Source organism: Actinoplanes sp. KI2 (genome assembly GCF_025630775.1).
In the GTDB taxonomy this organism is placed as follows: Bacteria; Actinomycetota; Actinomycetes; order Mycobacteriales; family Micromonosporaceae; genus Actinoplanes.
Genome location: NZ_JAOSZE010000010.1, coordinates 41,222 through 54,006 on the forward strand (window position 1 = coordinate 41,222; position 12,785 = coordinate 54,006).

General features: G+C 69.5%; 11 protein-coding genes. 6 read left to right on the forward strand and 5 right to left on the reverse strand.

Going from position 1 to position 12,785, the window contains the following annotated elements; genetic code table 11:
* Positions 1 to 47: 47 nt before the first annotated feature.
* Positions 48 to 470: a hypothetical protein gene (locus ODJ79_RS12310; protein ID WP_263023515.1), complete on the forward strand. Its 423-nt coding sequence runs from the start codon at positions 48 to 50 to the stop codon at positions 468 to 470.
* Positions 471 to 513: 43 nt separating this feature from the next.
* Here the strand turns inward: ODJ79_RS12310 and ODJ79_RS12315 are convergent, their stop codons facing one another.
* The 5 genes from ODJ79_RS12315 to ODJ79_RS12335 all read right to left on the reverse strand — a co-directional run bounded on the left by ODJ79_RS12315 (position 514) and on the right by ODJ79_RS12335 (position 7,068).
* Positions 514 to 1,239, reverse strand: a complete 726-nt coding sequence (locus ODJ79_RS12315; RefSeq protein ID WP_263023516.1) for an AAA family ATPase — start codon at positions 1,237 to 1,239, stop codon at positions 514 to 516.
* The gene (locus ODJ79_RS12320) at positions 1,226 to 1,405 is read right to left on the reverse strand and encodes a DUF6104 family protein (RefSeq protein ID WP_263023517.1); all 180 of its coding nucleotides are present in this window, start codon (positions 1,403 to 1,405) and stop codon (positions 1,226 to 1,228) included. The genes ODJ79_RS12315 and ODJ79_RS12320 overlap by 14 nt, the downstream gene beginning before the upstream one ends.
* A 65-nt stretch (positions 1,406 to 1,470) precedes the next feature.
* The gene (locus tag ODJ79_RS12325) at positions 1,471 to 5,184 is read right to left on the reverse strand and encodes a multifunctional oxoglutarate decarboxylase/oxoglutarate dehydrogenase thiamine pyrophosphate-binding subunit/dihydrolipoyllysine-residue succinyltransferase subunit (RefSeq protein ID WP_263023687.1); all 3,714 of its coding nucleotides are present in this window, start codon (positions 5,182 to 5,184) and stop codon (positions 1,471 to 1,473) included.
* 145 nt (positions 5,185 to 5,329) lie between these two features.
* Complete coding sequence (locus ODJ79_RS12330) at positions 5,330 to 6,154, reverse strand: ABC transporter permease subunit (RefSeq protein WP_263023518.1); 825 nt, start codon at positions 6,152 to 6,154, stop codon at positions 5,330 to 5,332.
* Positions 6,151 to 7,068, reverse strand: a complete 918-nt coding sequence (locus ODJ79_RS12335) for an ABC transporter ATP-binding protein (protein WP_263023519.1) — start codon at positions 7,066 to 7,068, stop codon at positions 6,151 to 6,153. The genes ODJ79_RS12330 and ODJ79_RS12335 overlap by 4 nt, the downstream gene beginning before the upstream one ends.
* A 159-nt stretch (positions 7,069 to 7,227) precedes the next feature.
* Between ODJ79_RS12335 and ODJ79_RS12340 the strand changes: the two genes are divergently transcribed.
* The 5 genes from ODJ79_RS12340 (at position 7,228) to ODJ79_RS12360 (ending at position 12,690) form a co-directional block, all read left to right on the forward strand.
* Positions 7,228 to 7,989 (forward strand): GNAT family N-acetyltransferase, encoded by a 762-nt coding sequence (locus ODJ79_RS12340; RefSeq protein WP_263023520.1) that lies wholly within the window; start codon positions 7,228 to 7,230, stop codon positions 7,987 to 7,989.
* A complete protein-coding gene (locus ODJ79_RS12345; RefSeq protein WP_263023521.1) occupies positions 7,986 to 8,747 on the forward strand; it encodes a lysophospholipid acyltransferase family protein in 762 nt (253 codons plus the stop codon). The genes ODJ79_RS12340 and ODJ79_RS12345 overlap by 4 nt, the downstream gene beginning before the upstream one ends.
* Positions 8,748 to 8,819: 72 nt before the next feature.
* Positions 8,820 to 9,533, forward strand: a complete 714-nt coding sequence (locus ODJ79_RS12350; protein WP_263023522.1) for a response regulator transcription factor — start codon at positions 8,820 to 8,822, stop codon at positions 9,531 to 9,533.
* A 7-nt stretch (positions 9,534 to 9,540) separates the two neighbouring features.
* The gene (locus ODJ79_RS12355; RefSeq protein ID WP_263023523.1) at positions 9,541 to 11,136 is read left to right on the forward strand and encodes a sensor histidine kinase; all 1,596 of its coding nucleotides are present in this window, start codon (positions 9,541 to 9,543) and stop codon (positions 11,134 to 11,136) included.
* 39 nt (positions 11,137 to 11,175) lie between these two features.
* Positions 11,176 to 12,690, forward strand: coding sequence for a S1C family serine protease (locus ODJ79_RS12360; protein WP_263023524.1), 1,515 nt, complete (start codon positions 11,176 to 11,178; stop codon positions 12,688 to 12,690).
* Positions 12,691 to 12,785 lie beyond the last annotated feature (95 nt).

A 12,785-nucleotide genomic window follows, 5' to 3' on the forward strand; every position in this document is an offset into this window, starting at 1 on the left:
GGAGGTGCGGTCGCTACGTTCGGCAACTCGTGCGACATGGAGGATCGGTGAACGACGACAACCTCGAACGACGGCTCTCGTCCCTGGAGCGCCGAGTCAATAGGGAAGCGAGGCTGCGGGCCTCGGTGGACCACGACCTTTCTCGGTTGGAGGAGCAGCAGAGGCACACCACGAGCGTGGTGCAGGCCATTCGGGAAACGCAGGTGGAGCACGGCGAGCAGTTGACGCGGCTGGAGAAGGCCGTCGCCGGTCATGGCGACCGGTTTACGCTGATCGACCGCAAGCTCAAGAGCCTCGATAGTGCCCTCGACCTCCATGACGTGAGGGTGCTGGCGCTTGAGTTCAAGGTCGACAGGCTTGATACCAAGGTCGACAGGCTTGATACCAAGGTGACTGGCCTGGACACGAAGGTGGACCAAATCCTCACACTGCTCGAGCCGCCGTCGGGCGGTGCGGTCGAGACGAACTGACGCCACCACCTCGGCCCGGGCTCCCGCGAGCCTGGGCCGAGCCCTACAGCATGTGTCGCAGGTAGGCGGCCGGTTCGGCGAGGAAGAGGCGCCAGCGGTTGGTCAGCTCCAGCTCGTCCCACGTGGTGCGGCGGATGCCGTGCTCGCCCAGTTCCATGATCGTGGCGCCGGGCAAGGCGGTCAGCAGCGGCGAATGGGTGGCCACCACCACCTGCGCGCCGGCCAGCCGCAGCTTGTCCAGCTGGGCGACCAGCCGCAGGGTGGACGTGAACGAGAGCGGTGCCTCCGGCTCGTCCATCAGATAGAAGCCGTACCCGCGGAACTTGCGCTCGAGCAGGGTGAGGAAACCCTCGCCGTGGCTGCGGTCGTGCAGGTCGGCATCCGGCGAGCAGGGCAGATTCTCCAGGTACGTGTACAGGCCGTGCATGGTCTCGGCCCGCAGGAAGTACGAATTGACCCGCCTACCGGGTGTCCGCACCACCTGCAGCGCCTCGGCCAGCGGGGATTCGGTGACCCGGGTCGCGTGCATCGCACCCCGCGAGCCGCCCTCGGCGTTCAGCCCGTGCACCCCGGCCAGCGCCTCGATCAGGGTGGACTTCCCCGACCCGTTCTCGCCGACCAGGAAGGTCACGCCGGCCGGCAGGTTCAGCCCATGCTCCAGCACCGCGGCCACCGCCGGGATCCGGGCCCACCACGCCGTCGCGTCGATCTCGGCGCCCGCGGCCCGTTCTATCCGGCGGATCGGGCGCGGCGCGTCACTCCTCGTCATCCTCGTCGTGGCGGGCCAGCCAGGTGGCCAGGCGCTCGACCGGCGTCTCGAACTCCGGGTGCAGGTCGACGAAGGTGCGCAGCTGCTGGCCCAGCCACTCGAAGGTCACGGTTTCCTCGCCGCGCCGCTCGACCAGTTCCTCGATGCCCCTGTCGGTGAAGTACATGCGGGGATCATAAAAGGGGCGCTCCGCACCTGGCGGAGCGCCCCGTTGCCAAAATTACGGCTGCGTCACAGCCGCGGCAGCGCGGCCTCGATCAGCGCCGACTGCTCGGCGTCGTGCATCTTCGCCGAGCCGACCGCCGGCGCGGCCGCCGCCGGCCGGGAGATGCGCCGCAGGCGGACGCCCTCGAGGTGCTCGAGCAGGTTGAGCGCCACGAACGACCAGGCGCCCTGGTTGGCCGGCTCCTCCTGCACCCAGGCGAAGTCCTCGGCGTTCGGGAACTGGGCGAGCACCGCCTTGAGCTCGGCCACCGGCAGCGGGTAGATCTGCTCCATCCGGATGATCGCGGTGTCGGTGATGCCGCGCTCGGCCCGTGCCTGGAACAGGTCGTAGTAGACCTTGCCGGAGCAGAGCAATACCCTCCGCACCGAGCTATTCGCCAAAGGTGCCCCGTTGACCCCGGCGTCGCCGATCACCGGCTGGAAGCTGCCCTGGGTGAAGTCGGCGACCGAGGACGTGGCGAGCTTGTGCCGCAGCAGCGACTTCGGCGAGAACACCACGAGCGGCTTGCGCTTGGTGGTCAGCGCCTGGCGACGCAGCAGGTGGAAGTAGTTCGCCGGGGTGGTGACGTTGGCCACCCGCATGTTGTCCTGCGCGCACAGCTGCAGGAACCGCTCGGGACGGCCGGACGAGTGGTCCGGACCCTGGCCCTCCTGGCCGTGCGGGAGCAGCAGCACGAGCGACGACTGCTGGCCCCACTTCACCTCGCCGGAGGAGATGAACTCGTCCACGATCGACTGGGCGCCGTTGGCGAAGTCGCCGAACTGGGCCTCCCAGAGCACCAGCGCGTCCGGGTTCTCCACCGAGTAGCCGTACTCGAAGCCCATCGCGGCGTACTCGCTGAGCAGCGAGTCGTGCACGAAGAACCGGGCGTTGCCGGTGGTCAGCGTGGACAGCGGCAGGAAGTCCTTACCGGTCTTCGAGTCGACGATCGAGGCGTGCCGGGAGACGAACGTGCCGCGCCGCGAGTCCTGCCCGGCCAGCCGGACCGTGACGCCCTGGCTGAGCAGCGAGCCGAACGCGACCAGCTCGCCGAACGCCCAGTCGATGCCGCCGTCGTTGGCCATCTTGGCCCGCCGCTCGAGAAGCTGCTGGACCCGCTTGTGCGGGGTGAAGCCCTCGGGCAGCTCGATGTGCGCCTGGCCGACCGAGGCGACCACGGCGGCGTCGACCGCGGTGTCCACCAGCGGCTCCGGCTCCTCGGCGATCACCCGCGGTCGCGGCGGCGTGCCGGCCGCGTCCCGGGTGGCCTTGAAGACCTGCTCCAGCTGGGACTGGTAGTCGCGCAGCTGTTCCTGGGCGTCGTCGACGGTGATGTCGCCGCGGCCGATGAGGTCCTCGGTGTACAGCTTCCGCACCGAGCGCTTGGTGTCGATGATCTGGTACATCCGCGGGTTGGTCATCGACGGGTCGTCGCCCTCGTTGTGGCCGCGGCGGCGGTAGCAGACCAGGTCGATCACGACGTCCTTGTTGAACGCCTGGCGGTACTCGAAGGCCAGCTTCGCGACCCGCACGACGGCCTCCGGGTCGTCGCCGTTCACGTGGAAGATCGGCGCCTGGATCATCCGGGCCACGTCGGTCGAGTACATCGACGAGCGGCTGTACTCGGGCGCGGTGGTGAAGCCGACCTGGTTGTTCACGATCACGTGGACCGTGCCGCCGGTGCGGTACCCGCGCAGCTGGGAGAGGTTGAGCGTCTCGGCGACCACGCCCTGACCGGCGAACGCGGCGTCGCCGTGCACCAGCACCGGGAGCACGGTGTAGCCGTGCAGGCCCAGGTCGAGGCGGTCCTGCTTGGCGCGGACGATGCCCTCGAGCACCGGGTCGACCGCCTCCAGGTGGGACGGGTTGGCCACCACGCTGACGGTCGTCGAGCTCTCGCCGTCCGGCGTCGTGTACTTCCCGGTCTGGCCCAGGTGGTATTTCACGTCGCCGGAGCCGTGCGAGGACTTCGGGTCCATCTGACCCTCGAACTCGTAGAAGATCTTCTCGTACGGCTTGCCGACGATGTTGGCGAGCACGTTCAGCCGGCCGCGGTGGGCCATGCCGATCACCATCTCGTCCAGCTGTGCCTCGGCCGACGACTGGAGCACGGCGTCCAGCAGCGGGATCAGCGACTCGCCGCCCTCCAGCGAGAACCGCTTCTGCCCGACGAACTTGGTCTGCAGGAAGGTCTCGAAGGCCTCGGCGGCGTTCAGCCGGTTGAGGATGTGCTTCTGCTCGTCCTGGTCCGGCTTGGTGTACTTGATTTCGATCCGGTCCTGGATCCAGCGCCGCTCCTCGGGGCCCTGGATGTGCATGTACTCGATGCCGACCCGGCGGCAGTACGTGTCGCGCAGCACGCCGAGCACGTCACGCAGCTTCATCCGCTGCTTGCCGGCGAAGCCGCCGACCGGGAACGTGCGGTCGAGGTCCCACAGGGTCAGGCCGTGCTGCAGCACGTCCAGGTCGGGGTGGCGGCGGATCTCGAACTCGAGCGGGTCGGTGTCGGCCATCAGGTGACCGCGCACCCGGTACGCGTGGATCAGCTCGACCACCCGCGCGGCCTTGTCGATCTGCCCCTCGGAGGTGCGCGCGACGTCCCGCACCCAGCGCACCGGCTCGTACGGGATGCGCAGCGAGGTGAAGATGTCGTCGTAGAACCCGTGGTCGCCGAGCAGCAGCTCGTTCATCACCTTGAGGAACTCGCCGGACTGAGCGCCCTGGATGACCCGGTGGTCGTACGTGCTGGTGAGCGTGGTGACCTTGCTGACACCGAGGTCGGACAGGGTCTCGTCGCTCATGCCGGCGTTCTGCGCCGGGTACTCCATGGCGCCCACGCCGATGATCGCGCTCTGCCCGCTCATCAGCCGCGGGATGGAGTGCACCGTGCCGATGCCGCCCGGGTTGGTCAGCGAGATGGTCGTGCCGGTGTAGTCGTCCATGGTCAGCTCGTTGCGGCGGGCGCGCCGGACCACGTCCTCGTACGCCTGCCAGAACTTGCGGAAGTCCATGTCCTCGCAGTTCTTGATGGACGGCACCACCAGGGTGCGGGAGCCGTCCTTCTTGGCGAGGTCGATGGCGATGCCGAGGTTGATGTGCTCGGGGGTGACCAGCGCGGGCTTGCCGTCGATCTCGGCGTATGAGTTGTTCATCTCCGGGTGGGCGACCACGGCGCGGACCAGGGCCCAGCCGATGAGGTGGGTGAAGCTGACCTTGCCGCCGCGCCCGCGGGCGAGGTGGTTGTTGATGACGATGCGGTTGTCGACCATCAGCTTGGCCGGGACGGCCCGCACCGAGGTCGCGGTGGGCACCTCGAGCGAGGCGTCCATGTTCTGCACGATCTTGGCGGCGACGCCACGCAGAGTAGTGACCTTGGCGCCCTCGGGGGCCTTCCCGTTCGAGGCGGCCGGTGCGGGCTTCGCGGCCGGGGCCGGCTTGGGCGTGGTAGCAGGCTTCGCGGCCTCGGGCACGGTGGGCTTCACCGGCGCGACCGTCACCGCGGCCGGGGCGTCCGTGCCGGCGCGGGCCGCCGAGGCGGTCGCGTTCGCGGCGGTCGCCTCGTCGGGCGTGACGATCGATCCGGTGGCCATCGCCGGCTTGTAGTCGGCGAAGAAGTCGTGCCAGGCCGGGTCGACGCTGGAGGGGTCGGCCAAGTAGCGCTGGTACATCTCGTCGACGATCCACTCGTTGGGACCGAAGTCCGCGAGTGGGTTGTCTTGCGAAGTCTGCTGGGTCGACACTTTCGTGTTCGCCTCTTTCACCGTGTTTGTCAGCACGCAACCGCTTCGTCGCGTGGGACGGGAAGAATTCGGTGTCAAGGCTACGCCGTGCCCGGGCGTGGCTCGTCCCCGCGTCGGGGGTCCGGACGCGGAAACTTAAGGTTCGTTAGCTGATATCCCTACGCTTGGTAATCAGCGTACCCACGACTCCCGCAACTATCGCGTAGCCGATCAACACGGCGGCGCCGACCCAGCGCGGAGGGTTACCGGGAAGTTCGGTACCCGACAGCATGAGCTGCGACGCCGTGGTCGGGATCAGCACCTCGAGCTTGTCGATCCATTTGGCCACGTGGTCGGCGAGCAGGCTGAAGATCACCCCGAGCGCCGTGGAGCCGACCGTGTAGACGATGGCGAGGATCAGCGTGGCCGCCAGCTGGCTGCGGATGAGCACGCCGAGCCCGACGCCGAGCACCGCCCACAGCACGAAGGCCAGCGCGTTGAGCCCGATCGCCCGCCACACCGCCGGCTCGCCGAACTGGGAGGGTACGTTCAGCGCATCCATGATGATCGGCACCAGCAGCAGGTTGAGTGCCGTGGTGACGGCCCAGACCACGAGGCCCACGACGATCCCGGCGCCGAGCTTGGCCAGGATGACCGCCTCCCGCCGGGGTGTCACCAGGAACGTGGTGGTGGCGGTGAGGTGGAAGAACTCGCTGGTCACGATGATCGCGGAGAGCAGCAGGACGATCAGCACGCCCATGTACTGCCCGGTGGTGTAGAGGTTGGTGGCGATGTTGATCGGCAGGCTGGCCGCCTCGACCTGGGCCTGCGCGTCGGCGCCGCCGCCGTTGGCCTGGCCGCTGATCAACGCGTACGAGGTGAGCCAGTTGAAGCCGACGCTGAGCGCATAGAGCGGCACCAGGATCAGCCCCATGATCCACCACAGCGAGGTGGTGCGGAGCTTGAAGAGCTCGGCGTTGACCAGTCTCATCGGATGCCTGCCATTCCGGCCGTGAGCTGAAGGAAGACCTGTTCGAGGTCGCCGCGTTCCGGGGTGAGCTCGTGCAGCTCGACGGAGGCGGTGAAGGCGGCGTGCCCGATCGCGGCCGCCTCGGCCCCGGCGACCAGCAGCGAGCCGTCCGGTTGCGGGGACACCGTGGCATTGATCTTGAAGAGCGCGTCGGTCAGCTCGGACGCCTGCGGGGTGCGCACCCGCACCTGGGCCGCGCCCATCGAGCCGAGCACGTCGTCGACCGGGCCCTGCCGGATCAGCCTGCCGGCCGCCACGATCACCACGTCGTCGGCGAGCAGCTGCATCTCGCCCAGCAGGTGGCTGGAGACCAGGACCGTACGCCCCTCGGCGGCCAGCGCCTTGAGCAGGTCACGCATCCAGCGGATGCCCTCGGGGTCGAGGCCGTTGGCCGGCTCGTCGAGGATCAGCACCCGCGGGTCGCCGAGCATGGCGGCGGCGATGCCCAGCCGCTGACGCATGCCGAGCGAGTAGCCCTTGAACTTGCGCTTGGCGGCCGGGGTGAGCCCGACCAGCTCGAGCGTCTCGTCGGCGCGGGAGTCGGGCAGGCCGGCCGCCCGGCAGATCATCCGCAGGTGGTTGCGCCCGGTGCGGCCGCGGTGCGCGCTGGACGCCTCCAGCACCGCCCCCACGTGCCGGATCGGGTCGTGCAGCTCGATGTACCGCCGGCCGCCGATGGTGGCGTGCCCGGCGGTCGGCGTGACCAGGCCGAGCAGCATGCGCAGCGTGGTGGTCTTGCCGGCGCCGTTGGGCCCGAGGAAGCCGGTCACCCGCCCGGAGCGCACCCGGAAGCTGAGATCGTCCACCGCGCGCAGCTTCTTGTACTGCTTCGTGAGGTGATCGACGACGATGTCGTCGCTCGCCGGCGCAACCATCGACCCAACTCCTTCGGCCTGTTCTCAGAAGGATCAACGTACTAGGTCGGCGCCATTCACGTGGCCCCCTGGCCAGGCGCACAAGCCGTTCATTTCTCGGCCATGAATCCCCACCAAGGCCGACATTCCATCGGCAGGTGTCACCCTTACACAGATCACATGGCCGTTCTTCTGACCGCACCCGCATCCACCGGGACCAGCGGCTACACCCTGCTCATCGCCGACGACTCCAGCCAGGTCGCCGCCGCGCAGCGGCTGCGCCACGACGTGTTCGCCGGCGAACTCGGCGCCCGTCTGCACGACGCCGTGGACGGTCGGGATGCCGACGAATTCGATGAGCACTGCGACCACCTGATCGTCCGGGACGACGAGACGGGACAGGTGGTCGGCACCTACCGGATGCTTCCCCCCAAGGCAGCCGAGCGGGCCGGGCATCGCTACGGAGATGGCGAGTTCGACCTGAGCGCGCTGCGCCCGCTGCGCGACCAGCTGGTCGAGACCGGGCGATCCTGCGTGCACCCCGACCACCGCACCGGTGCCGTGGTCAACCTGATGTGGGCCGGTATCGCCCGCTACCTGCACCTGAACAACCTGCGCTGGCTGGCCGGGTGCGCCTCGGTGCCGCTGGCCGACGGCGGCGCGACCGCGGCCGGGGTCTGGGCCCGGGTGCAGTCCAAGCACCTCGCGCCGCCCGCCCTGCGGGTCAAGCCGCGGGACAACTGGCTGCTGCGCACCGAGCTGGTCGGCGACCCGAAGCTGCAGCCACCCGCGCTCCTCAAGGGTTACCTGCGGCTGGGTAGCTGGATCTGCGGGGAGCCGGCCTACGACGCCGACTTCGACTGCGCCGACTTCTACGTCCTGTTCTCGATGGACCGCCTCGACCCGCGCTACCGCCGGCACTTCCTGGGAGCGGCTCGATGATGTGGCAGCCCGTCTCCGGCTGCGGGGACCAGTGCCGCGACGGTGCCGACCCGCACGCGGCCCGGGGCATGGCGACGCTGCGAATGGTGACGCTGGCCGGCGTACTCCTCGGTGGGTTTCTGCTGGTGCCGCTCGTGCGCGGCCCCGCGCTGCGGACCCTCGCCCGCACGATGCTCGCGGTCCTCGGGATCCGGCTGGTCCGGCAGGGTCCGACGCTGCGGGCGGGCAGCCTGCTGACCGCCAACCACGTCTCCTGGCTGGACATTCTCGTGCTGCTCGCGGTGGCGCCGGTGCGGCTGGTGGCCAAGGGCGAGGTGGGCGCCTGGCCGGGGATCGGGGCGCTGGCCGGTCTCTCCGGGGCGATCTTCATCGACCGGTCGCGCCCGAAGGCGCTGCCGGCCACGGTGGCCGAGGTGGCTGCCGCGCTGCGGGCCGGGCGGTCGGTCGCGGCCTTCCCGGAGGGTACGACGTTCTGCGGTGCCAATCAGGGACGATTCCGGCCCGCGCTGTTCCAGGCGGCGATCGACGCCGGCGCACCGGTGGTGCCCGCCTCGATCCGCTACGACTCGACCGCGGCCGCGTTCATCGGGGACGACACCCTGTGGGACTCGATCCGCCGGGTGGCCGCGCTCCGGTCGCTCACCGTCACCCTGGTGACCGCCCCGGCGCTGCGCCCGACCGCCGACGCCGACCGCCGTACGCTGGCCCGCACCGCCCAGTCCTCGCTGGGTCCATCTGGGTACCGGCTGGCAGCGTAGCTGGATACTTTCACAGACAACATTCAGCCTACGTGCAGCCAGGGTGCAGTGGATTGATAAACAATGGGTCTCATGGCGACCCAGACCCAGCCCAAGCAGAGTGAGGCGAAGCTCCTCGTCGTCGAGGACGACGCGAATATTCTCGAGCTCCTCTCCGCAAGTCTCCGCTTCGCCGGGTTCGACGTCAGCACCGCCACCAGCGGCAGCGCTGCCGTCAGCGCGGCGAAGAACGCGACGCCCGACCTGGTCGTCCTCGACGTGATGCTGCCCGATCTCGACGGCTTCGAAGTGATCCGGCTGATGCGTGAGGGCGGGCAGCGCACTCCCGTGGTGTTCCTGACCGCCCGCGACGGCACCGAGGACAAGATCCGGGGGCTGACCCTGGGTGGCGACGACTACGTGACCAAGCCGTTCAGCCTCGAGGAGCTCACCGCCCGCATCCGGGCCGTGCTCCGGCGTACCGCCGCGGGCGACGAGGAGCCGTCCCGCCTGGTCTTCGCCGACCTGGAGCTCGACGAGGAGACGCACGAGGTGTACCGGGCCGGCCAGCGCGTGCAGCTGTCGCCGACCGAGTTCAAGCTGCTGCGCTACCTGATGCTCAACGCGAACCGGGTGCTGTCCAAGGCGCAGATCCTGGACCACGTCTGGAAGTACGACTTCCGTGGTGACGACAACATCGTCGAGTCGTATATCTCCTACCTCCGGCGCAAGGTCGACAACGTTCAGCCGCGCCTGATCCACACCCTTCGCGGCGTCGGGTACGTGCTGCGCAAACCCGCCGTCTGAGCCCGCGATGACGCTGACCGAGCGGGTTCGCAACTCGATCCCGCCGCAGCCGAACCTGCGCCGCGTATCGCTGCGCACCAAGCTCGTCGCCTCGGTGCTGATCCTGGTGTTCGCGGCGCTCACGCTGATCAGCCTGGCCAGCACGTACGCGCTGCACAGCTACCTGATCTCGCGGATGGACGACCAGCTGCGCACGTTCGCGAACACCTCGGTGGCGGCGGAGAAGGCCAACGACCGGGCGCTCACCACCCGGTACTGGGTGGTCGTGCCGCCGGACTACCTGGCCTCCTGGAAGTCGACCACCGGGGTCGGTCCGGTCTACCCGCAGGAGATCGCGGCCGGCGACCAGCCGCCGTTCCTGACCAATCTCGCGGCCATCGGCGCCCGGGCGAACACGCCGTACACGGTCCGCTCGAACAACGGCAAGTACATCTGGCGGATGCTCGTGCTCCGGCTCGACGACGGCACGGTGCTCTACGTCGGGCAGCGGATGGCCGGCATCGACGAGGCGATCGCCCGGCTGGTGCGGGCCGACATCCTGGTCGGAGTCGGTGTGTTGATCGCGTTGGCGGCGGTCGGTGCGGCGCTGGTGCGGCAGAGCCTGATCCCGTTGTTGCAGATCGAGCGGACCGCGGCCGCGATCGGGGCCGGTGATCTGAGCCAGCGGGTGCCCGATCCGGAGGAGCACGACGGCAGCGAGCCGACGACCGAGCTGGGCCGGTTGTCGCGGGCGTTGAACGCGATGCTGGCGCAGATCGAGGCGGCGTTCACGGCCCGGGCGCAGTCCGAGCAGTCGGCCCGCCAGGCGGCCGAGGCCGCCCAGATCTCCGAGGCGCGGGCGCTGGAGTCGGAGGCTCGGGCGCTGGCGTCGGAGGCGAAGATGCGGCAGTTCGTGGCGGATGCGTCGCATGAGTTGCGGACGCCGTTGACCACGATTCGGGGTTTTGCCGAGTTGTACCGGCAGGGCGCGGTCGCCGATCCGGAGGACGTGGCGAAGCTGGTGCGCCGGATCGAGGACGAGGCGGCCCGGATGGGTCTGCTGGTGGAGGACCTGTTGCTGCTGGCCCGGCTGGATCGGGAGCGGCCGTTGACGCTGGGTCCGGTGGAGTTGCCGGTGCTGGCGTTGGACGCGGTGCAGGCGGCGGAGGCGATGGCGCCCGAGCGCGAGATCAGGCTGGACGTTCGGGACGAGCCGGAGCGGCTGGTGGCGTACGGTGATGATGCGCGGCTGCGGCAGGTGATCGGAAACCTGATGACCAACGCGTTGACGCACACCCCGCCGGATGCGTCGGTGACCCTGCGGTTGTTCGCCGAGGAGGGCAGCCGGGCGGTGGTGGAGATCTCGGATACCGGGCCGGGTTTGTCGGAGGCGCAGAAGGCGCGGGTGTTCGAGCGGTTCTATCGGGTCGATGAGGCGCGGACGCGGCGGACCGATCGGACGGCGACCGGTACGGGTCTGGGGCTGGCCATTGTGGCGGCGATCGTGCGGGCCCATCAAGGGACCGTCGAGGTGATCAGCGAACGCGACAAGGGAGCGACGTTCCGGGTCACTTTGCCCACCGTAAACCCGGACAAAAGCTTCACAGAAAACATCCAGGCGTAACACAGTCGGATACGAGCCCAGCGGGGCAAGGTGAGTGTCATGAACGAGAACGAGACCGACCCGCGCCCCGCGGACGCCTCCACGGAGAGCAGCAGCCCGGAGTCGGGCCAGTCCGCGCAGCCGACCGTCGCCGTGCCGACGCACGCCGGCGCGCCCGGCACCCCGCAGCCGCCTGCTCCGGCCGAGGTGCCCGGCGGTGGCAGCGTAGCGCCGCAGCCGCCGCAGCCGGCGTCGCCGTGGCACCAGCAGCCGCAGCAGCCGCAGTCCCCGTGGCAGCAGCCCGGGCAGCAGCCGCAGCAGCCGGCCCACGCCGAGTACTCGCCGTATGCGCAGCAGCCGGCGTACGCCGGCGCCTGGACCGAGGGCGGCACGCAGCAGCAGCCGGCCGTCGAGGGCCAGGCCTGGCAGCAGCCCGGCGAGGGCCATCCGGTCTGGGCCGCGCCGGTCGGCGACCAGCGCCCGCCGTCCAACGGCCGTGGCCGGAAGATCTTCGTGGCCGGTGCGGCCGCCGTGCTGATCGCGCTCGTCGCGGGCGGCGTCGGCGCCGCCACCGCGCTGGCCTTCGACAAGGGCGACGGCAGCAGCCCCAAGGTGCAGGTCGGCAACTCGTCGATCAGCCGGGTGGTCGACCGCTCCTCGCTCGCCCAGATCGCCTCCATGGTGGAGGGCAGCGTCGTGTCGATCACCACCGAGTCGGGCGAGGGCTCCGGCGTGATCACCTCGGCCGACGGCTACATCGTCACCAACAACCACGTGGTCGCGACCGCCCAGGGCGACAAGGTCACCGTGATCTTCGCGGACGGCAAGAAGGCGACGGCCACGATCGTGGGCACCGACCCGCGTACCGACCTGGCCGTGGTCAAGGCGAGCGGCGTCTCCGACCTCAAACCCGCACACTTCGGCAGCAGCGCGAACATGCAGGTCGGCGACACGGTGCTGGCGATCGGCAGCCCGCTCGGCCTGGAGGGCTCGGTCACCGCCGGCATCATCAGCGCCAAGGACCGCACCATCCAGTCCAGCAGCGAGGGCGAGGGCCAGCAGAGCCCGTTCGGCAGCAACCAGCAGCAGCAGGGCTCCAGCACGACGATGTCCGGCCTGCTCCAGACCGACGCGCCGATCAACCCGGGCAACTCCGGCGGCGCCCTGGTCAACACCAACGGCGAGGTGATCGGCATCAACTCGGCGATCGCGACCCAGGGGCAGGGCTCCGGCAACATCGGTCTCGGCTTCGCGATCCCGAGCGACAAGGCCAGCCAGGTCGCCAACGACCTGATGGCCGGCAAGAAGGTCAGCCACCCGGCGCTCGGCGTCAGCGTCACCGACGCGGAGAACGGCGGGGCGCTGGTCTCCAGCGTCACCCCGAACAGCCCGGCCGCCAAGGCCGGCCTCCAGCAGGGCGATGTCATCACGGCGGTGGACGGCAAGGCCATCGACGACTCGAACGACCTGGTCGCCGCGGTGCAAGGCGGCACGGTCGGCCAGAAGATGGTCATCGAGTTCACCCGGGACGGGGCTAAGCAGCAGGCCACGGCCACCCTGGCCGAGGCTGAATAGGACCGAACGCCCCGCCGCACGCTTATGTATGCCGGTAATTAGGGACTTTCACGGCATACGACGTTAATCTCCACCTGGGACTCGCCAGGGTGCTG

Coding starts and splice junctions, on each gene's coding strand:
- ODJ79_RS12315 (WP_263023516.1), bottom strand. CDS start 1,239: ATGACGAGGAGTGACGCGCCGCGCCCGATCCGCCGGATAGAACGGGCC.
- ODJ79_RS12320 (WP_263023517.1), bottom strand. CDS start 1,405: ATGTACTTCACCGACAGGGGCATCGAGGAACTGGTCGAGCGGCGCGGC.
- ODJ79_RS12330 (WP_263023518.1), bottom strand. CDS start 6,154: ATGAGACTGGTCAACGCCGAGCTCTTCAAGCTCCGCACCACCTCGCTG.
- ODJ79_RS12335 (WP_263023519.1), bottom strand. CDS start 7,068: ATGGTTGCGCCGGCGAGCGACGACATCGTCGTCGATCACCTCACGAAG.
- ODJ79_RS12340 (WP_263023520.1), top strand. CDS start 7,228: ATGGCCGTTCTTCTGACCGCACCCGCATCCACCGGGACCAGCGGCTAC.
- ODJ79_RS12345 (WP_263023521.1), top strand. CDS start 7,986: ATGATGTGGCAGCCCGTCTCCGGCTGCGGGGACCAGTGCCGCGACGGT.
- ODJ79_RS12350 (WP_263023522.1), top strand. CDS start 8,820: ATGGCGACCCAGACCCAGCCCAAGCAGAGTGAGGCGAAGCTCCTCGTC.
- ODJ79_RS12355 (WP_263023523.1), top strand. CDS start 9,541: ATGACGCTGACCGAGCGGGTTCGCAACTCGATCCCGCCGCAGCCGAAC.
- ODJ79_RS12360 (WP_263023524.1), top strand. CDS start 11,176: ATGAACGAGAACGAGACCGACCCGCGCCCCGCGGACGCCTCCACGGAG.